The following is a 19492-nucleotide window of genomic DNA, read 5'->3' as shown; positions in this document are numbered from 1 at the left end:
GCGTCCTCGGTCTATCGCGCAGAGCAGGCACCGCCCCCCGCCCGAAGCTCGCCAAACAAATCCGCCGACCATGCCTAATCCTCGCCGAACTGGGCATACTGGAAGGTAATACAAACCTTCTGGGAGGCATACACTGATGTCAGTGAAATACATTTGCAGGCATTGTCTGACATTCCAAGGCGAGATTAACCAGGCGGATGTCAGTGAGATGCAGCTGGGGTTCCATTTCTTGACCCCCGAAGAGCGGAGAGATATAATAGCCTATAACGTAGACGGAGACGTCACCGTTAAGGTGGTCTGCGACTATTGCAGAGAAGCGCTGGAGAACAACCCGGAGCTGTCTCTGCTTGGCAGTCCCCTGCAATAACGAGGCTAATCGTAGGAACCAGCCTGGAGCAGGTTCGGCGACATTCGCCGAATACGCTTCGAGGCTTCTTTTTGTGAGAAGCAAATCCGGTGTCGCCCGCTTCATGCGGGCGTGGATTGAAACGTGAGAGGAGTGCACCAGACTTGCAGGCTTTACAAGCTTTGCTAGAAGCATTCTCGGCGGATAGTGACTTCCAATCCGTAGTCCAGGGCGTACGCAGCGGCATGCGCGAGCAGATCGTATCCGGATTGACCGGCTCGTCGCGCCAAGTGATGATTGCCGCGCTGGAGAATGAATTGAAGCGGCCGTTCTTGATCGTAACGCATAACATGTTTGCCGCGCAAAAGATTCATGAGGATCTCGTCGAATGCTTGTCCGAAGAGCGCGTCCTCCTCTATCCGTCGCAGGAGCTTATCGCCGCCGAGGCGGCCGCCTCCTCCCCGGAGATGCTTGCTTCGCGCATCGATGTGCTGACGAAGCTGGCGCGGGGCTATGACGGCATCGTCATTACTCCTTTCGCCGGGCTGCGGCGGCTGCTGCCGAACCGGGACATATTTGCGGATTGTCAGCTTGATGTGAAGGTTGGGGACGAGCTGCAGCTGAGCGCGTTCCTCGAGCGCATGACCGAGCTCGGCTACGAGCGTGTGGAGCAGGTCGAGCGCAAAGGCGAGATGAGCGTCCGCGGCGGTATCATTGACTTCTTCCCATTAACTTCTCCTCTGGCCGTAAGAATCGAGCTCTTTGACATTGAAGTGGATTCCATTCGTACGTTCGATATTTCCGACCAACGGTCGGTGGATAAATTAAACGTCGTCCATATTCCGCCATGCCGGGAGATTTTGACCGATGTAAAGCGCTTTCAACTAGCGGCGCAGCATGCGTACGAGCTGCTGGAGGCCCAGCTTGCGAAGATGACCGACCGCACGGCGAAGGAGAAGCTGCTGGAGGGGATCGGACACGATATCGAGCGGCTGCGCGAGGGGCAGCATTTTCCGGGCATCTTCAAATACATGTCGCTGCTGTACCCGGAACGCCAGACGCTGCTCGATTACGTATCCAAGGACACTTTGCTGCTGATCGACGAACCGGCGCGCCTGCTCGAAACGGCGAAGCAGCTGGAGCGGGACGATGCGGAATGGATGACGCACGCCTTGACGGAAGGTCATGCAATGCCGTCGCTGGTTCTGTCCAAGACGTACGAGACGCTGCTGCACCGCAGACCGTACCCGACGCTGTTCCTTTCGCTGTTCCTGCGTCAGGTACCGGGGGCCCAGCCGCAGAACATCGTCAACTTCGTGTCGCGGGCGATGCAAAGCTTCCACGGTCAGATGAACGTGCTGAAGTCGGAGATGGAGCGCTGGAAAAAGTCGGGCGTGAAGGTGATGGTGCTGTCCGGCGGCGAAGAGCGGGTCGACCGCGTCAAGCGGGTGCTTGCCGACTATAGCATCGAGGAACCGCTGATTTTGAACGGCTCCCTGCAGTCCGGCTTCGAGCTGCCGTCGGTCCACTTGGTAGTCATCACGGAAGGCGAGATGTTCACGCAGAAGCAGCGCAAGGCGCGCAAGGTCGACAAGAAGATCGAGAACGCCGAGCGGATCAAGAACTATCAGGAGCTCAAGGTCGGGGACTATGTCGTACACGTCAACCATGGCATCGGCAAATATGTAGGCATCGGCACGCTAGAGGTCGGGGGCATTCATAAAGATTATTTGCATATTGTGTACGCCGGCGGCGACAAGCTGTCGGTGCCGATCGAGCAGATCGATCTGATTCAGAAGTACGTCGGGTCCGAGGACAAGGAGCCGAAGATTTACAAGCTTGGCGGGGCGGACTGGAATCGGGCCAAATCCAAAGCCCGCTCGGCCGTCAAGGATATCGCCGACGATCTTATCAAGCTGTATGCGCAGCGGCAATCGACCCCAGGCTACGCGTTCAGCCGCGATTCGAGCTATCAGCAGGAGTTCGAGGCGATGTTCCCGTACGACGAGACGAACGACCAGCTGCGGGCGATCGAAGAAATCAAGAAGGATATGGAGAAGCCGCGCCCGATGGACCGGCTGCTTTGCGGCGACGTTGGCTACGGCAAAACCGAGGTCGCGATCCGCGCGGCGTTCAAGGCGGCGATCGACGGCAAGCAGGTGGCCGTGCTCGTTCCGACGACCATTCTCGCTCAGCAGCACTACGAGACGTTCCGCGAGCGGTTCTCGGGCTATCCATTCAATATCCAGGTGCTGAGCCGGTTCCGCTCCAAGAAGGAGCAGAACGAGACGATCAAGGGCGTTCGCGCCGGAACGGTCGACGTCGTGATCGGGACGCACCGGCTGCTGTCGCAGGATATGATTTTCAAAGACCTCGGTCTGCTGATCGTCGACGAGGAGCAGCGCTTCGGCGTGACGCATAAGGAGAAGCTGAAGCGGCTGAAGGCGAATGTGGATGTGCTGACGCTGACCGCGACGCCGATCCCGCGTACGCTGCATATGTCGATGCTCGGGGTGCGGGACTTGTCCGTAATCGAGACGCCGCCGGAAAATCGCTTCCCGGTTCAAACGTATGTGGTGGAATACAGCACCGCGTTAGTGCGCGAAGCGATCGAACGGGAGCTGGCCCGCGAAGGCCAGGTGTACTATTTGTACAATCGGGTGCAGGGCATCAACCAGATGGCGGAGCAGATTTCGATGCTCGTCCCGGACGCGCGGGTCGCTGTCGCCCACGGCCAGATGACCGAGCAGGAGCTGGAGAAGACGATTCTCGACTTCCTGGACGGCGAGTTCGACGTACTTGTGTCGACGAGCATTATCGAGACCGGCGTCGACATCCCGAACGTCAACACGCTGATCGTCCACGACGCTGACAAAATGGGATTGTCCCAGCTGTACCAGCTGCGCGGGCGCGTCGGCCGCTCGAACCGGATCGCCTACGCCTATTTCACGTATCAGCGGGATAAAGTGCTGACGGAAGTGGCGGAGAAACGCCTGCAGGCGATCAAAGAGTTTACAGAGCTTGGCTCAGGGTTTAAAATTGCCATGAGGGACTTGTCCATCCGCGGGGCCGGCAACCTGCTCGGTGCGGAGCAGCACGGCTTCATCGCTTCGGTCGGCTTCGATCTGTATTCGCAGATGCTGGCGGAGGAAATCGCCCAGCGCAAGAAGGAGATGGGCGAGGAGACCGTTCAGGAGCAGGATTGGAACACCCAGCTGGACATTCAGCTCGACGCTTACCTGCCGTCGGACTATATTTACGACAGCATGCAGAAGATCGAGATTTACAAGAAGGTGGCGAATATCCGCTCCCTGGAGGAGGCGGAGGATTTGGCCGACGAGCTGCTTGACCGGTTCGGCGAGCCGCCGCAGGCGGTTCAAAACCTGCTTGCCGTAGCGCGGCTGAAGGCGTTCGGCGCCGAATACCGCATCGAGCAGATCAGCCAGAAGGGCGACGACTTCCAGATCAAGATCAGCGCCGATCAGAACGCCCGCCTCGACGGGCAGAAGCTGCATGCCATGTCGTCCCAGTGGGACGGGCGCGTCAAGCTTCTATCCGGACCGCAGATTGTCATCAACATTCGCTGCAAAGGATTCACGCCGGAACAATCCATCGCATTCGTGGAGAAATTCTTGGTCCAATACAAAGGTGCTCTGAAACCGAAGGGAGAATTGCAAGATGTTGCAAAATAAACCGACTACAGCGCGCAAGTGGGCGCTCGTTCTGCTCACTGCCGCTCTAGTCCTGGCGCTGGCGGCATGCGGAGGAAACAAGGACGCGGCAAACGGCGGCACGACGAATACCGACAAGCCGACAGACGTCATCGCTACCTACAAGGAGAATGGCACCATTACGAAGGCGAATTTCGATTCGTTCATGAATGTGAACAAGCTGATTAATCCGGGGCTCGAGCAGTACGCAGCGGATCCGGCTTTCCAGCAGGACCTGCTGAAGCAGCTGATCGCGATGAAGGTGCTCGCTTCGCGGGCGTCCGATCCGGTCAAGGCCGAAGCGGACAAGCAGGTGGCAAGTCAGCTGGAGCAATTCAAAATGTACTTCGGCGCTATGGAAGGCGGACTGGACGAGCAGCTGAAGAAAAATAATCTGCAGATGGCGGATATTGAAGATTTCCTCAAGATGAGTTCTTACGGTATCGGCGGCTTGAAAGAAAAAGTTACCGACGACGAAGCGAAGAAGAGCTATGACGACCGTTTGAAGGCGGAACCCGGTGCGTATGGCGTAGCTACGGTAAGCCACATTCTCATCGGTCTGACCGATCCGAGCGACCCGACGGGGCAGAAGGCGCTCCGCACGAAGGAAGAGGCGCTGGCCCGTGCCAAGGAAGTGAAGGACAAGCTCGACAAGGGCGGCGACTTTGCGGCGCTCGCCAAGGAGTACTCCGACGACCCGGGTTCCAAGGACACGGGAGGCCAATATAAGGACGCCGACATCAACCAGTGGGTGGAAGGCTTCAAGAATGCCGCGGCGACGCTGCCGATCGGCAAGATCAGCGATCCGGTCGAGACTGAATTCGGCTATCACGTCATGAGGGTCGACGCCCGCAAGACGAAGACCTTCGATGAAGTAAAGGACAGCCTGAAATCCGAAGTCGCCGAGCAGAGCGCTTACGACTTCATGGAGAAGGAGCTGCCTGGTCTGATCTTGACCAACAACCTCCCGCAGCCGCCGGCACCAAGCGCGACGCCAACCGCTCCGGCGGAAGGCACAACGACAACGCCGGCGACGCCGGCACCAAGCAAATAACCAACAATGGCAGGATGCTCCAAGAGGGCATCCTGTTTTTATTTGTTAAACATGGACAATCTATAAGTACGGCGGAGCGGCTACATAGCCACATAGAGGCAGAGGTACTACGATCTCCCCCGTGGTGGCAAGTTGGTATAAGAATCTGGGACTCGTAGAATACTATGGCTACGATTCGAGTCCCCTCCATTCATGAATACAGCGCACCGACATCCAGTCGTATCTAATCTTCAAGGAAAGCGAGGCATCTAGAGGCATGAAAGCAACTGGAATTGTACGCCGGATCGATGATCTGGGCAGAGTCGTTATCCCGAAGGAAATACGCCGCACATTGAGGATTCGTGAAGGTGACCCGCTGGAAATTTTCGTCGACCGTGACGGGGAAGTCATTCTCAAGAAGTACTCTCCAATCGGTGAATTGGGCGATTTCGCCAAGGAGTACGCCGAATCGTTATACGAGAGTACAAACCATATCACCATGATTTCCGACCGCGACACCGTCATTGCCGTTGCCGGAGGCTCCAAGAAGGATTTTCTGGAAAAGGCGATCGGGTCTGTCGTCGAAACCTGTATGGAAAACCGGAAGACCACTCTGGAAGGCACGACAGGCACCTACGATATTACGAAGGACGCGGCGGATACGTACAGCTCGTTCGTTATCGCGCCGATCGTAGCGGGCGGGGACCCAATCGGATCGGTCATTCTTGTCTCCAAAGACGAATCGGTGAAGATGGGTCAGATGGAAATGAAAATGGCGGAGACCGCCGCAGGCTTCCTGGCGAAGCAGATGGAGCAGTAATCGGGAGCAATCCGACAAACCGAAGCTTTCCTCGCGAAGACGTATCCCCGCGGGAAAGCTTTTTTATTTTTATGACGGTCGGTTATAATGGAACATATTGGAGGTGGCCTGATATGGCACGAATCACCGTGCTCGGACTCGGAACCGGGGACGAGAACAAGCTGACCCTTGGTGTATGGAATAAGCTGCGCTCCGGCCTTCCGTTATATTTGCGTACGGACGAACACCCGATGGTGGATTTGCTGCGGCGTCACGACATCGCTTACGAGTCGTTTGACAGCATCTATGTGGCTGAGACGAGCTTTGAGGCCGTTTATGAACATATTGCCGAGCGCCTGGTTGCACTCGCCAAGAACACGGAGGACGAGCTGCTCTATGCCGTGCCCGGACATCCGATGGTGGCGGAGCGTACGGTGCAGCTGCTGCGCGAGCGCTGCCCCGCAGCAGGTGTAAGCTTGCGTGTGGAGGGCGGCGAAAGCTTTCTTGACGAAGCATTCCTGCGATTCGGCTTTGACCCGATCGAGGGCTTCCGTCTGCTCGATGCGACGAATATGAACGCCCGCGGCCTCGAGCCCAACGTGCATACGATTGTGGCCCAAGTGTACGACGAACTGACGGCATCCGATGTGAAGCTCGGTTTGATGGACATGCTCCCGGATGATTACGAGGTCGTGGTGGGGCATGCGCTCGGCGTGGAGGGCCAGGAGCGGATTGTAAAGGTACCGCTGTATGAGCTTGATCGTGTCGAAGGCTATGGCAACCTATCCTTGATTTGGGTGCCGCGCAGCGAGCGCGAGGAGCTGCGCAACCGGTCGTTCGAGCGACTGCGCGAAATCGTGGAGATCCTGCGCAGTCCGGAAGGGTGCCCCTGGGATCGGGAACAGACGCACCAGAGCCTGCGCAAGCATCTGATCGAAGAAACGTATGAGGTGCTGGAGACGATCGACGACGACGACCCGGACGCGATGTGCGAGGAGATGGGCGACCTGCTGCTGCAGATCATGCTCCATTCGCAGATGGAGGCGGAAGTCGGGACGTTCGACGTGTACGATGTCGTGGAGTCGATCAGCGAGAAGCTGATCCGCCGCCATCCGCATGTGTTCGGGGATACTGCAGTGGAGAGCGTCGGAGAGGTGCTGGCGAATTGGCAGGACATTAAGGCCGAGGAGAAGCGGAGCAAAGGGATCGACCCTGCTGCGCAGTCGCTGCTCGCCGGTGTGCCGCGCGACTTGCCGGGGCTGATGAAGGCCTATAAGCTGCAAAAGAAGGCCGCGGAGGTCGGGTTCGACTGGTCCGATGTACGGGACGTAGTGGCGAAGATCGAAGAGGAGCTTGGCGAGGTACGAGAGGTCATGACTCCGGAGGGAACCGACGAGGAGCGGATCGGCGAGCTTGGCGATTTGATTTTTGCCGTTGTCAATTTAGCTCGATTCTTGAAGGTTGATCCCGAAGAAGCGCTCGCCGCCACGAACAGGAAGTTTATGGAAAGATTTGCTTATATCGAAGAAAAGCTGCGTTTAAGCGGACGAAATTTTGCGCAAACTAATTTATTAGAGATGGAGAACTGGTGGCAGGAAGCAAAAAAAAATCCTCGGAACCCGCGTGGCTAGCAGGAATTTTACATTACGCAAAGAATACATAGTGCGAGCAGGATGAACATGGCAATCCGCCCAAAGCTCTCATACGGGGAACTGCAGTTCCGCCGAATATCTACTACCTGTAGGAGGTACATATCCACATGAACAAGACAGATCTGATCAACAACATTGCAACAAAGAGCGGCCTGACCAAGAAAGATGTCGAAACTGTGCTGAACGGTTTCCTCGGCGAAGTCGAAACCGCCCTGTCCGCAGGCGATAAAGTACAACTGATCGGCTTCGGCACATTCGAAACCCGCAAGCGCTCCGGCCGCACGGGCCGCAACCCGCAAACCGGCGCTACGATCACGATCGCCGAGTCCAAGGTTCCGGCTTTCAAAGCTGGCAACAAGCTTAAAGAAGCTGTGAAGTAATGAGGCTGGACAAGTTCCTGAAGCTGTCCCGGCTGATTAAGCGCCGCACCGTTGCGAAGGATGTTTCCGAGCAAGGGCGCGTCTGGATAAACAGCCGGGAGGCGAAGCCGAGCAGCGCGGTGAAAGTGGGGGACGAGCTGGCGATCCAGTTCGGCCAGAAGATCGTGACGGTACGCGTCGAGCGCCTCACGGAATCGACCCGCAAGGAAGACGCTGCAACGATGTACACCTTGGTCAAGGAAGAGCCTTACCGGGCTGAGGAATAAGGAGAGAGCGATCACTTTGGGGGTCGCTCTTTTTGTTTGCCATACCGGCGGCGGGCGAACCGGTTCTAAAATGATCTGCACCCCCATATGCTTGTTCTAGAAGGAGGGGCTTGTCATGATCGAACCGAAAGCGCCCAAGCGCCAAGAAATCAAAATGTTAAACCGCAAGCTGCTTGAAATTTCCGGTGTCCTGAATGTCGAAAGCTTTGACAGCGAGGAGTTTTTGCTGGAGACGGAGTGCGGCTTTCTCATGATTAAAGGGCAAAATCTGCATATCAAGAACTTAAGCCTCGACCAGGGTCTCGTCGCCATCGAGGGTTATGTGAACGAGCTTGGATATGTAGATGCAAACTCCCCGGATAAGTCCAAGGGATTCTTGGGCAAGCTGTTTAAGTGACGCTGAATGTTCAATTCCTGACTCTATGGATGATGTTCGTCAGCGGCCTCGCTCTCGGCGTTCTGTTCGACGGCTTCCGCGTGCTTGCCGGCCAGCTGCGCGTGCCAAGATGGACGCAGCCGGTGACGGACCTCCTCTATTGGAGCTTGGCGACGATTCTCGTATTCCGCATTTTATACTGGAGCAATCACGGACAAGTCCGGCTGTTCGTCTTTATCGGGCTGCTCATCGGGGTAGTCATCTATTTTACTTCTCTGAGCAAAGCGGTCATCTCGGTCATGCATTATTTGATCCGCACGGTGAAAGCGTTGTTCCGTTTCCTTGTCAAGACAGTAGAAACTGTCGTAGTTAAGCCTATTATAGGTTTGTATAGGCTGTTTATCCTATTTTTAGGGTTCTTGGCGGCTTTGGCTATTTTCCTGTACCGAATTGTGCTACAATGTCTGTATCCTTTTTGGAAGCTGCTGATTTGGCTTACTCGGCCTATTTGGCGGCCGCTGCAACAGCATTTGCGGATGCCCAGGTGGCTTGCTCGAATAGGCGGTTGGTTTGAGCGTATGTGGGTCTGGCTGCGTCGGTGGTTCTAACAGTACATACGGATACAGGAGGCTTGCGTTGTTGATGTCTGTGCGCGCAAACGCCATGCCGGCGAACATACAACTGAATAAAGGTGCCAAGCGCCGCAAACGAATGCTTCTATTCTGTGTCGTCGTATTCTTGACGTGGGCGCTGCCGGCATTTGTAGCCCAGTGGTCGAAGCTGAATTTGAAGACGGCCGAGATGCAAGGTCTGCAAGATCAGCTGCAACAACTCAAGCTGACGAACGAGCAGACGAAGCGAGAAGTTGAACGGCTCAACGATAAGGAATATATCGAGCAGAAGATTCGGACCGAACTGCATTGGTACAAGCCCGGAGAGACGGTGTTCCCGGCAACTAAAGCGATGCCATAACTTTGCCCGCCCTCGCCCAAGCCCAATTTGTGTTGCTTGTATTGACCGTATTCTCTCGAATCAGGTATAATCGGCATAGCCAAGTCTTTTTGAACATTTTAAGGGAGGAACAAGTACCTATATGGCAATTGAAGTGGGCAGCAAGCTAGAGGGCAAGGTGACAGGAATTACTCACTTCGGGGCATTCGTCGAACTCGAAGGCGGAGTCACCGGTCTCGTCCACATTTCGGAGATCGCCGACAACTATGTCAAAGATGTTAACGATCACCTGAAACTGAACGATATCGTGACGGTGAAAGTGATTAACGTCGACAAGGACGGCAAGATTGGTCTGTCCATCAAGCAGACGATCGAAAGACCCCCAGAAGCGGCTCGTCCCGAAAGATTTGGCGGCGCAAGCGGAGGCCCACGCGGAGATCGCGGCGGATTTGGCGGCGCAAGCGGAGGCCCGCGCGGAGATCGCGGCGGATTTGGCGGCGGCCCACGAGGCGGCGGCGGTCCACGCGGTGGCGGTCGCGGAGATCGTGGCGGTCCACCAAGATCGATGAGTTTCGAAGACAAGATGTCTCGCTTCCTGAAAGACAGCGAAGAGCGCATCTCTTCCCTGAAGAAGAATACCGAAGGCAAACGCGGCGGCCGTGGCGCCAGACGCGACTAACTTATACATGCGAAAGCCGCAAGTGGAGAGGGTAACCTCACACTTGCGGTTTTTTTATGTGGCTATGCACGGCGATATCTGTGAATAAGCGAGGGCTCCGCTGCAAGGGACGGTAAGCCGCGAAGCCGGTGGCCATTTCGCTAGTTAATAAGGGGGAATCAGGTCAAGCTAGAAGTTCGATTAGGGTATTTTGACCTCATGAACCGTTAGCTGGAGCAAAACGCCTCTTAGACAGAAGCGGCTGCAGTATGCGGACTGAGGTTCGATGGTGAGGCCCGGCGCACAGTTCCCAGTTGCAATTCGACATCGCGCCTGAAGCTACGGCCGAATTCCCGCCACCGATCCGAAGCTTGTTCCCCGGGTCCCCGCTTCGACACATTCCCGCCGCATCTGCCCAACAATCCTCTACGCCATTTGACGCTGAGCCCCCCATACGCATACGCAGACCGCTTTCCGCTTATAGGTTCGCGCTGTTTCGCACACCCTGCGTTTTTGTCGGAAATCATTTTGAATCTACCAACTCATTATGACAAACTTTCCGATAGATTCCCGCTATGATAGAGAAACCGAAATCGAGAATAGGTGGTGTTCGTAAGCGTATGCTAAAACGAAATGGTGGCATCTCACTCAGAATGAATGTAGCCGGAGCGTCGGACAAGCTCCGGGCGGGAGCGATTCAATTCTTAGTCCAAAATCGTTTCGTCCAAGCGCTGCTTGCACGCCGTTGGGCTTTCCTGCTGATTGCCATGGCGGTGCTGCTCGGGAGGGCGATGATCCTTGAGGAGCTGGCGCCGTTTGCGGTCGCATATTTTGCGGTCATGTATTTCGTTCGAAGGGACTTGCTGCCTTGGATCGGGGCGGGGCTGTTTCTGGGAAGCTTGTTCGCGGCGCAGCCGCAGACCGGGCTGATCGTCACCGAAATCATCGTGTTTCTGCTTATCCAGAAAGGCGTGGAGAAGTTCGAACGCTCCGACATCTCCTTGGCGCCGGTCATGGTGTTCATGACAACGTTCCTCGTCCAGCTGTTCGCGAATCTGGTCGTCGCGGAGCTGACGTGGTATGCCATTACGATGGTAGCGGTCGAGTCGGTGCTGAGCTTCGTGTTAACGCTGATTTTCGTGCAGGCGCTGCCGGTGTTTACGGTAACCAGGAAGAATTACCATTTGAAGCATGAGGAAATCATCTGTCTGATCATTCTGCTCGCCTCGGTCATGACCGGAACGGTCGGATGGCAGGTCGGGCCGGTTACGATCGAGCATGTGATGTCGCGCTATTTGATTTTGCTGTTCGCACTCGTAGGCGGGGCGCCGCTCGGGGCTTCGGTCGGGGTGATCACGGGCCTTATCTTGAGTCTGGCCAATGCGAACGCCATTTACCAAATGAGTCTGCTCGCCTTCTCCGGCATGCTGGCGGGCTTGCTTAAGGAAGGGAAACGGGCTGCGGTCGGCTTCGGCCTTCTGGTCGGCTCCTCCATTCTCAGCTTCTATATCGGGAGCGGCGTGAATGTACTGCAGTCCACATGGGAATCCATCGCGGCGATCGTCCTGTTCCTGCTCACTCCGCGCTCGGTCATTCAGATTCTGGCCAAGTATGTGCCGGGCACTCAGGAAAATTTGAAATCGCAGCAGGATTACGTACGCCGGGTGCGGGACCTGACCGCGAGCCGCGTTGAGCAATTCTCGGAGGTATTCCGCCAGCTCTCCCGTTCGTTCAAGCAGGTGACCGTGAACAGCGAAGCCGTGCAGCGGGAAGAAGAGGTCGGCCATTTCATGAACGCCGTAGCCGCCAAAACCTGTGAATCGTGCTGGAAGCATAGGCAGTGCTGGGACGAGAAATTTTATCAAACCTATAAGTATATGACGGATATGATGACCGAAATCGAGGTTCGTGACAGCAGCGGTGCGGCGGGTGGTGCGATGAGCAAGCGGGATATTTCGCCCGAATGGAAAAAAATGTGCGTGAAGAGCGAGCAGGTGCTCGACGTCATGAAGCAGCAGTATGCACAGTACAAGAACGACCAGCACTGGAAAAAACAAATCATCGACAGCCGCGAGCTGGTCGCCGATCAGCTGTCGGGCGTATCGCAGGTAATGGAGGATTTGGCCAAGGAGATCAAACGGGAAGGACAGGAGCTGTTCCACCAGGAGGAGCAGATTCGTTCCACGCTGGAGGAGCTCGGGCTGTCCATTAACTCGATCGATATTATTTCGCTGGATGAGGGCAACGTTGAGATCGAGATCATCCATCAATATACCAAAGGCTTCGATGAATGCCGCAAGATCATTGCTCCCATGCTGTCCGAGATTCTCGGCGAACATATCGCAGTCAAACGGGAAGAGCGGCATACGAAAGGCGACGGCTACAGCACGGTCGTGTTCGCGTCGGCGAAGGAGTACGAGATCGAAACCGGTGTGGCCGGTGCGGCGAAAGGGGGCGACTTGCTGTCGGGGGATTCATTTTCAACGGTGGAGTTAGGGAATGGGAAGTTCGCGGTTGCATTAAGCGACGGCATGGGCAACGGCGAGCGGGCCCGGGCGGAAAGCCAGGCGGCGCTGTCGATTCTGCAGCAGCTGCTGCAGTCGGGGATGGACGAACGTCTGGCGATTAAATCGGTCAATTCGGTGCTGATGCTGCGCTCGACGGACGAGGTGTTCGCAACGGTGGATCTTGCTCTGATCGATCAGTACAATGCCAAGACGACGTTTCTGAAAATCGGATCGACGCCTAGCTTCATTAAACGCGGCGACGAAGTGCTGGTCATTTCGGCGAATAATTTGCCGGTCGGGATCGTGCAGGATCTGGACGTCGACCTGGTGACGCTGCAGCTTCAGCCTGGGGATACGCTGGTGATGATGACCGACGGGATTTACGATGCGCCGGGCATTGCGGTGAACAAGGAAATGTGGATGAAACGGATGGTGCTGGAGATCGACGCCGAATCCCCGCAGGACTATGCGGATATGCTGCTGGAGCGCATTGTCCGCTATCAGCAGGGCGATATTATGGACGACATGACGGTCGTTGTGGCGCGTATCGACAAGTATCAGCCGGAATGGGCAACGTTCCGCTGGCCGGGGATGCAGCGGATCGAGCGTCCGCGGACGGTGAGTTAATTACCATAGTAGGTCTGTGGTGGGGACTCGCAGCTTGGTGGGGCTGCGGGTCCTGATGTAGTTGGTGCGAATTTAATAGGCGACTTTCGAGGCGTTATTTCTATCGAATCCCTCGTCTGCAACAAAATAACGACTTTTGAGGGCGCAAAAATAAATCGGTTGAGCAAAAACGGGGGCTTTTTCCGATTTCCGTCGCCGATAACGCCTTGAAAATCCGCTAAATCTATTGTAGCTGCGAATTCACTCCCATTTACGCCCTGAGAATCCGTTATATTTTGCCGGCCTTCGTCTTGAATACAATGTGGGGCCCCTTGTCGTTTGCCGCTAACTCCCAGCACCCGTCCTACCCCTAACCCCAACGCCATCCCCCCCAATTCAGCGCACAGCCTAACTCCCCCTCACCGCTACGCCATCCCCCAATCCAACGCACACCCCAATCTAACTCAACCCTCTCCCCCCCTGACAGATGCACACGCCACTTCAAACGTGTTATGCTACGGCTACGGGATTTGCAATGAAAGGAAAGGAAACCGCACGACATGTCACGCTGGATCCCCATTGGCAAGCAGCATCCGCTGGCAGCTTTGCTTTGGAGCTCATTCCTTCTGAAGGCCGTCATCATTCTCCTAGAAGGCTCGCACTACAGCTTGCAATCCGACGACGTACAATACATACGAACCGCCCGAATTTGGCTGCAAACCGGCATGTTTACCTACAACGACCCGACGCAGCCGACGCTGTTCATCACACCGGGGTATCCAGCCTTTCTCGCCGCCATGATGGCCATCTTGGGCGATACGTCCTGGTACCCCAACGCGGTCCGGCTGGTGCAGGCGGCTATATTCACCGCATCGCTGCTCATCCTGCATCGGATCGGTCTGCGGCTTGTCGGGCAGAGGGCGGCTCTTGGCGCAGTGGCGTTATGCGCATTCTCGCCTTCGCTGAACCTGGTGGCCAATCTGCTGCTTACGGAGGCGCTGTTCCTGCCCCTCATTCTGATCCTGACCGAGCTGATGCTCCGGCTGTATGACAAGCCCCGTCTTCAGACGGCCATCCTCTTCGGCATAGCCTGGGCCGCAGCGATTTATGTCAGGCCGACGATCGCGCCGTGGCCGGGGCTCATGTTTCTGCTGCTCTTGCTGTGGCAGCACACGCGAAGCCGGCGGCGCACGATCGTTCTCTCAGCCGTCGTAGCCGGCGTCATCGTTCTCGTTTCGCTTACGCCGTGGTGGGTGCGCAACTACCACGTGTCAGGAACGTTCGTGCCGCTTACCCAGGCCGGAGGCAATCCGCTGCTGCTCGGCACGTTTCCGTTCATTCCGCCTACGCTCGAGGAACAGCGCAGCTGGCATCCCTCGACGGACCTGCGCGCGAACGACCGCTTCGACAGCGAATGGGCGAAACAGCGCATCAAGGACGGCTTCCGTACGCAGCCGCTGCTGTATACGGCATGGTATACCGTAGGCAAGTTCCTATATCTATGGGGAGACGTGTATTATTGGATCAGCCTGGCCGGCCTTCCGCTTTCCGTCCCGATCCTGTATCATTATGCAATTGTCATTCCGGGAGCGATCGGGCTGTGGCGCTTGCGCAAGCGCAAGGAAGTCCAGCTTCTGCTGTCCTTACTGGGCATGATGACGGCGCTGTATATGATTTATTTGACGCATTCCCGTTACGCCATCCCGTTCATTCCGCTGCTGTCTTTGTTTTCGGCGGCGGTCATTCTCGGCGAGAAGCCGACTGTTGCAACAAAGGAGGAGGTTCATCCCCATGTCAGCTAAAATGGTTCGTACCACGATCATCGCCATCCTCACAGCCGTTCTCATCTCGGTCTGGCTGCTCTGGCTTCGGCTGGAGCCGAGCGTATCCCCGGATGACGTGAGCTTGCGGGGCAAACTCGCGCCGATAGCTTCCGTTCCGGATGTAAAGCCGCTGAACGGGGAAACGCAGGTCGCGGAGCTCACGGTGAACCGCCTTAGCGCAGGTACAACATCACCCGCCGGCATCGATAGCTGGTACATCTATGTTCCCGGCACACAATCGACACAGACCCGGGTCCTGGAAGAGCCGCAGTCTGACGTATTGAAGCCGGCCGCATCGGACGCAGCAGCTCTAACCCAAGAAGTGCAAACGATGCTGCAGCAGATCGGCGTCTCCGTTACTGCCGGCGAGCTCGCCGAGCCGTTCATGCAGTACACCGGAGCCCGTGGCAGCTACACGGCGCAGGCGCTGCTGAAGCCGCATCCGAATGCGGCGGTTCAACCCGCAGCTAAGCAGGAGGCCTACGCCATCTACATTCACCGGGAACGAAAATGGGGGCGCGACGTCTCCTGGACGAAAGCGGTCAAGCTGGAATCCTGACGTTTAAACTCTTCCAAATCCGTCCATACTGCTAGTAGAATGCTAGAGCATGACAGTACGGGAGGCGGATTATTATGAAACAAATTATCGTCATCACAGACGGCTGCTCCAACGTCGGAGTAAGCCCGGTCATCGCGGCGGCGCATGCGAAAGCGGAAGGTATTACGGTGAACGTGATCGGTGTGATCGACCGAGGCGAGCTGGGCGTACTCGGCACGGAAGAAATTCGGGAAATTGCGGAAGCGGGGGGCGGCATGAGCCGGATCGTTCAGCCGGCCCAGCTGGCGCAAACCGTGCAGATGATGACCCGCAAAACTGTCGCTCATACGATACAGCAAGCCGTAAACAAGGAGCTTCAGCAGATTCTCGGCGAAGGCGGGGAGCTCGGTATGCTGCCGCCGGACAAGCGCGCGCAGGTCGTTCATGTCATCGACGAGCTTAGCGAAACGTCCGAGCTGGACATCGCCTTGCTTGTCGACGCCAGCGCGAGCATGAAGCCGAAGCTGAACGCCGTGCGCGAAGCGATCCGGGACTTGATGCTCAGCTTGAAATCGCGGACCGGGGAGAGCCGCGTGGCCGTGTTTCATTTTCCCGGAACAGCATCCGGCAGCGAGATAGAAATGGATACAGGCTGGACGACAAACCTTGCGCAAATTGCAAAAATGTTCTATAAAATAAACATGAGGGGGACAACCCCGACTGGCCCTGCTATGCAGCACGTTATCGGATATATGACCGGTCAGGTACAACAGGCCGGCTATGAATCGGAGCAGGGGGGCCTTCACGCGATTGCGGCCAAGGACGGATACCTTAGTGACTACGTGGTCTAACATAAGCATCGCCCCCGGTACGATCGTGAAGGGGAAATGGCGCGGCGGCATATACCGCATCGTAAGGCTGCTTGGCGAGGGCGCCAACGGCCGAGTGTATTTGGTACGCCGCGGCAGCAACACTTACGCACTCAAAATGGGCTTTGACTCTCTCGATTTGCAGATGGAGGTCAATGCTCTTTTGTCATTGTCCAAAACATCCTCTATGTTCCGAGGCTACTTTCTGGAATCCGACGACCTTGAGCTGGACGGGAAGCGCGTCCCGTTCTTCGTCATGAAATACATTCCCGGCGTGACCATCCGCGAATATTTGAAGCGGCGCGGCCGGGATTGGCTGTATGTCATCGGCCTGAACCTGCTGGACCGGCTGCGGGAGCTGCACAAGCGCGGATTTATTTACGGCGATATGAAGCTGGAAAATGTATTGGTGTACGGCTATGCGCAAGTCGAGCTGATCGATTTCGGCGGCATGTCCGAGAAGGGGCGTTCGGTCAAGCAGTTCACGGAGCTGTACGATCGCGGCGCCTGGAACGCCGGTGACCGCGTTGCGGAAGATACGTACGATTTGTTCTCCTTAGCCGTGCTGCTGCTGATCGCAGTCGACCAGAAGCTGCAATTCAATAAGTTTCAGCAGATGCTGCCGCAGAACCGAAGCGCCGAGCTGCTGCTGGCGCTTGTTAAGGAGAATCCCCGCTTAAGTCCCTTGTACGATTGGTTCAAGAAAGCGCTGGAGGGCACCTTTGCCGATTCGCAAGAAGCGGCGGACATGTGGCGCAAGCTCGTCCTGGACCGCCGAATCCAAACGCGAAGGGATCCGGGCATCGCTGCGCCGTGGCTGAAGGTGATGTTCACAGCGTCGCTTGCTTTATGTATTGCTACCGTTTGTTATTTTTGGCTTCGGTAAACGGAGCCGTTATTAATAGAAAGGATACGAACATGAATTTGATACGACGGACGGAGAGGCGTATTCGCGCCGCCGGCTTGCTTCGGCAAGGAGATGCGATGGTCGTCGCCGTATCGGGGGGGCCCGATTCGGTGGCGCTTCTGCATGTCCTTTTTGCGTTATCGCAGAAGCCGGAGTGGGCGTGGCAACTCATCGTCGCCCATGTGGATCATGGCTTCCGCGGTGCGGAATCGGCGTCGGAAGCCGATTTCGTCGAGCGGATGGCCGCGCAGCTCGGCCTTCCGTGCGCGGTGGCGAAGCTGGATATGCCGGCGGAGCTGGCGGCGAGCGGCGATAACGCGCAGGCGGCGGCGAGGGAGCGGCGCTATGAATTTTTGCTGGAAACGGCGCAGCGGTGGGGCGCGGAGAAGCTGGCGCTCGCCCATCATGCCGACGATCAGGCGGAGACCGTGCTGATGCGAGTGCTGCGCGGAACGAGCATGTCGGGACTAGCCGGCATCCCGGAACGGCGCACCGAAAAAAAAGTGGAACTTATAAGACCGTTCCTGCGTATATACAAGTCAGAGATTTTGAGCTACATTGAAGCGAATAATCTCCCTTATGTGCAGGACAGCTCCAACAGCTCCTTGAAATATTCGCGCAACCGCATTCGTCTGGACGTGATACCGTATCTCCGAATGGTGAACCCACAGCTTTCGGAAGCGCTTAACCGGCTGGCCGAAACGGCGGCGGATGAAGACGCCTATATCGCCGAGCAAGCCCGCGAGGCCTTCGCGAGGATCGTTCGAACGGGCATGGAGGACACAGGGGCGGGACGGAGCTGCGAGCTGGACCGGAGAGCTTTCGCCGGGCTCCCCGTTGCTTTACAAAGGCGTCTCGTTAAACTAATATTAAGTTATCTTATTTCCGGGGACTTGGTCGAATTCCCCATATTGGAGCGGGCGAGACTCGCTATGCTGCAGGAAGGAACGCCTCATCTGGCGCTCGACCTCGGCGCCGGCTGCCGGCTTCGGCGGGAGTACGACCGCATTCGTTTCGCCGTGCAGAGCCCGTTGTCTCCATCGCCGCCGACCTTCGAATATATATGGAGAGAAGGTACGGAGCGCTTGCCCCTGCCGGAGCTTCACGCCGAGCTGCGTTTCGAGCGGCCCGCGGCGGAAGGCACGACCGGTTCGGTGACGACGCCCAGGGAGACGGAGAACAGTGCGATTTTCGATGGGGATTTGCTGGAGTTTCCGCTGACCGTACGTTCGCGCCGGAGCGGGGACCGGATGCGCCCTATTGGATTAAACGGCTCCAAAAAGGTAAAAGATATCTTCATTGACGAGAAAGTACCGCAAAGTACGCGCGACAGGCTGCCTATCGTCACCGATGCCGCCGGGCGAATCCTGTGGATCCCCGGAGTCAAGCGGTCCGACGTCGCCGCCGTAAATTCGGCTTCCGTTCATCTTGTTCGAATGACGCTGCATCGCATGCCCGAGCCTGCGTCTTCATACTTTACATTAGGAGGGCCTTCCTTGCTTCAAGACATTCAAGAAGTACTCTACAGCGAAGAAACGATTCAAAATAAGATCAAAGAGCTCGGCGAAACGCTGTCACGCGAATACGAAGGCCGCAATCCGCTGGTCATCTGCGTGCTGAAGGGCGCATTTATTTTTATGGCGGATTTGGTGAAACGCATTACCGTGCCGATCGAGCTGGACTTCATGGCGGTTTCCAGCTACGGAGCGGCAACCAAGTCGTCCGGAGTAGTCAAAATCATAAAGGACCTCGATGTACCGGTACAAGGCCGTGACATCATTATTGTCGAAGACATTATTGACAGCGGGCTGACGCTCAGCTATTTAATCGATGTGCTGGAAAGACGCAACGCGCTGTCCATTTCGGTTGTCGCGTTGTTCGATAAACCGGCTCGCCGTACCGTCGAGCTGGAGCCGGACTATAGAGGATTTGAGATTCCCGACGCTTTCGTTGTCGGTTACGGTCTGGATTACGCAGAGAAGTACCGCAACCTTCCTTTCGTCGGCATCCTGAAGCCGGAGATTTATACGAAGTAAAGCAATACGTATTCAACTTATGAATTGTTGTCTCG

17 protein-coding genes are annotated in these 19492 nt (G+C 56.4%); all 17 read left to right on the top strand.

Annotated elements, in window-relative coordinates:
• Nucleotides 1-136: 136 nt before the first annotated feature.
• The 17 genes from fin to hpt all read left to right on the top strand — a co-directional run bounded on the left by fin (nucleotide 137) and on the right by hpt (nucleotide 19457).
• Entirely contained in the window at nucleotides 137-367 is a 231-nt protein-coding gene (fin, locus tag ACFFK0_RS27400) for an anti-sigma-F factor Fin (protein ID WP_377473987.1), read from the top strand.
• 143 nt (nucleotides 368-510) lie between these two features.
• Nucleotides 511-4038, top strand: coding sequence for a transcription-repair coupling factor (gene mfd, locus ACFFK0_RS27395; protein WP_377473985.1), 3528 nt, complete (start codon nucleotides 511-513; stop codon nucleotides 4036-4038).
• A complete protein-coding gene (locus ACFFK0_RS27390; RefSeq protein WP_377473983.1) occupies nucleotides 4025-5110 on the top strand; it encodes a peptidylprolyl isomerase in 1086 nt (361 codons plus the stop codon). Before mfd ends, ACFFK0_RS27390 begins: the two co-directional genes overlap by 14 nt.
• 256 nt (nucleotides 5111-5366) lie before the next feature.
• Nucleotides 5367-5909 (top strand): stage V sporulation protein T, encoded by a 543-nt coding sequence (gene spoVT, locus ACFFK0_RS27385; protein WP_377473981.1) that lies wholly within the window; start codon nucleotides 5367-5369, stop codon nucleotides 5907-5909.
• A gap of 113 nt (nucleotides 5910-6022) precedes the next feature.
• Nucleotides 6023-7519: a bifunctional methyltransferase/pyrophosphohydrolase YabN gene (gene yabN, locus ACFFK0_RS27380; RefSeq protein WP_377473979.1), complete on the top strand. Its 1497-nt coding sequence runs from the start codon at nucleotides 6023-6025 to the stop codon at nucleotides 7517-7519.
• Between the two features lie 128 nt (nucleotides 7520-7647).
• A complete protein-coding gene (locus ACFFK0_RS27375) occupies nucleotides 7648-7920 on the top strand; it encodes an HU family DNA-binding protein (protein WP_377473977.1) in 273 nt (90 codons plus the stop codon).
• Nucleotides 7920-8186, top strand: coding sequence for an RNA-binding S4 domain-containing protein (locus ACFFK0_RS27370; protein WP_377473975.1), 267 nt, complete (start codon nucleotides 7920-7922; stop codon nucleotides 8184-8186). Before ACFFK0_RS27375 ends, ACFFK0_RS27370 begins: the two co-directional genes overlap by 1 nt.
• A 115-nt stretch (nucleotides 8187-8301) precedes the next feature.
• The gene (gene yabP / locus ACFFK0_RS27365; protein ID WP_377473973.1) at nucleotides 8302-8583 is read left to right on the top strand and encodes a sporulation protein YabP; all 282 of its coding nucleotides are present in this window, start codon (nucleotides 8302-8304) and stop codon (nucleotides 8581-8583) included.
• Nucleotides 8580-9170 carry a spore cortex biosynthesis protein YabQ gene (gene yabQ / locus ACFFK0_RS27360; protein ID WP_377473971.1) on the top strand — a complete coding sequence of 197 codons (591 nt, stop codon included), beginning with the start codon at nucleotides 8580-8582 and terminating at the stop codon, nucleotides 9168-9170. The genes yabP and yabQ overlap by 4 nt, the downstream gene beginning before the upstream one ends.
• 34 nt (nucleotides 9171-9204) lie before the next feature.
• Nucleotides 9205-9534 (top strand): FtsB family cell division protein, encoded by a 330-nt coding sequence (locus tag ACFFK0_RS27355; RefSeq protein ID WP_377473969.1) that lies wholly within the window; start codon nucleotides 9205-9207, stop codon nucleotides 9532-9534.
• A 121-nt stretch (nucleotides 9535-9655) separates the two neighbouring features.
• On the top strand, nucleotides 9656-10192 hold the full coding sequence (locus ACFFK0_RS27350; protein ID WP_377473967.1) for a S1 domain-containing RNA-binding protein: 537 nt from the start codon (nucleotides 9656-9658) through the stop codon (nucleotides 10190-10192).
• Nucleotides 10193-10824: 632 nt separating this feature from the next.
• Complete coding sequence (gene spoIIE, locus ACFFK0_RS27345) at nucleotides 10825-13305, top strand: stage II sporulation protein E (RefSeq protein ID WP_377473965.1); 2481 nt, start codon at nucleotides 10825-10827, stop codon at nucleotides 13303-13305.
• A 539-nt stretch (nucleotides 13306-13844) separates the two neighbouring features.
• A complete protein-coding gene (locus tag ACFFK0_RS27340) occupies nucleotides 13845-15086 on the top strand; it encodes an ArnT family glycosyltransferase (protein WP_377473963.1) in 1242 nt (413 codons plus the stop codon).
• The gene (locus ACFFK0_RS27335) at nucleotides 15076-15666 is read left to right on the top strand and encodes a hypothetical protein (protein WP_377473961.1); all 591 of its coding nucleotides are present in this window, start codon (nucleotides 15076-15078) and stop codon (nucleotides 15664-15666) included. Before ACFFK0_RS27340 ends, ACFFK0_RS27335 begins: the two co-directional genes overlap by 11 nt.
• Before the next feature lie 74 nt (nucleotides 15667-15740).
• Nucleotides 15741-16496: a vWA domain-containing protein gene (locus tag ACFFK0_RS27330; protein ID WP_377473959.1), complete on the top strand. Its 756-nt coding sequence runs from the start codon at nucleotides 15741-15743 to the stop codon at nucleotides 16494-16496.
• A complete protein-coding gene (locus tag ACFFK0_RS27325; protein ID WP_377473957.1) occupies nucleotides 16480-17400 on the top strand; it encodes a protein kinase domain-containing protein in 921 nt (306 codons plus the stop codon). The genes ACFFK0_RS27330 and ACFFK0_RS27325 overlap by 17 nt, the downstream gene beginning before the upstream one ends.
• A gap of 32 nt (nucleotides 17401-17432) precedes the next feature.
• Nucleotides 17433-19457 carry a hypoxanthine phosphoribosyltransferase gene (gene hpt, locus ACFFK0_RS27320; RefSeq protein ID WP_377473954.1) on the top strand — a complete coding sequence of 675 codons (2025 nt, stop codon included), beginning with the start codon at nucleotides 17433-17435 and terminating at the stop codon, nucleotides 19455-19457.
• Nucleotides 19458-19492: the final 35 nt, after the last annotated feature.

This window comes from Paenibacillus chartarius (genome assembly GCF_042432825.1).
Classification (GTDB): Bacteria; Bacillota; Bacilli; order Paenibacillales; family NBRC-103111; genus Gordoniibacillus; species Gordoniibacillus chartarius.
Note: the sequence above shows the minus strand (reverse complement) of the source record. Positions and strands in the feature narration are given on the sequence as shown.

Excerpts from the sequence above, each read along its gene's own strand:
- ACFFK0_RS27330 (WP_377473959.1), top strand. The coding sequence starts at position 15,741 with ATGAAACAAATTATCGTCATCACAGACGGCTGCTCCAACGTCGGAGTA.
- fin (WP_377473987.1), top strand. The coding sequence starts at position 137 with ATGTCAGTGAAATACATTTGCAGGCATTGTCTGACATTCCAAGGCGAG.
- yabN (WP_377473979.1), top strand. The coding sequence starts at position 6,023 with ATGGCACGAATCACCGTGCTCGGACTCGGAACCGGGGACGAGAACAAG.
- yabP (WP_377473973.1), top strand. The coding sequence starts at position 8,302 with ATGATCGAACCGAAAGCGCCCAAGCGCCAAGAAATCAAAATGTTAAAC.
- ACFFK0_RS27350 (WP_377473967.1), top strand. The coding sequence starts at position 9,656 with ATGGCAATTGAAGTGGGCAGCAAGCTAGAGGGCAAGGTGACAGGAATT.
- ACFFK0_RS27370 (WP_377473975.1), top strand. The coding sequence starts at position 7,920 with ATGAGGCTGGACAAGTTCCTGAAGCTGTCCCGGCTGATTAAGCGCCGC.
- ACFFK0_RS27375 (WP_377473977.1), top strand. The coding sequence starts at position 7,648 with ATGAACAAGACAGATCTGATCAACAACATTGCAACAAAGAGCGGCCTG.
- ACFFK0_RS27335 (WP_377473961.1), top strand. The coding sequence starts at position 15,076 with ATGTCAGCTAAAATGGTTCGTACCACGATCATCGCCATCCTCACAGCC.
- hpt (WP_377473954.1), top strand. The coding sequence starts at position 17,433 with ATGAATTTGATACGACGGACGGAGAGGCGTATTCGCGCCGCCGGCTTG.
- spoIIE (WP_377473965.1), top strand. The coding sequence starts at position 10,825 with ATGAATGTAGCCGGAGCGTCGGACAAGCTCCGGGCGGGAGCGATTCAA.
- spoVT (WP_377473981.1), top strand. The coding sequence starts at position 5,367 with ATGAAAGCAACTGGAATTGTACGCCGGATCGATGATCTGGGCAGAGTC.
- ACFFK0_RS27340 (WP_377473963.1), top strand. The coding sequence starts at position 13,845 with ATGTCACGCTGGATCCCCATTGGCAAGCAGCATCCGCTGGCAGCTTTG.
- ACFFK0_RS27355 (WP_377473969.1), top strand. The coding sequence starts at position 9,205 with ATGTCTGTGCGCGCAAACGCCATGCCGGCGAACATACAACTGAATAAA.
- ACFFK0_RS27390 (WP_377473983.1), top strand. The coding sequence starts at position 4,025 with ATGTTGCAAAATAAACCGACTACAGCGCGCAAGTGGGCGCTCGTTCTG.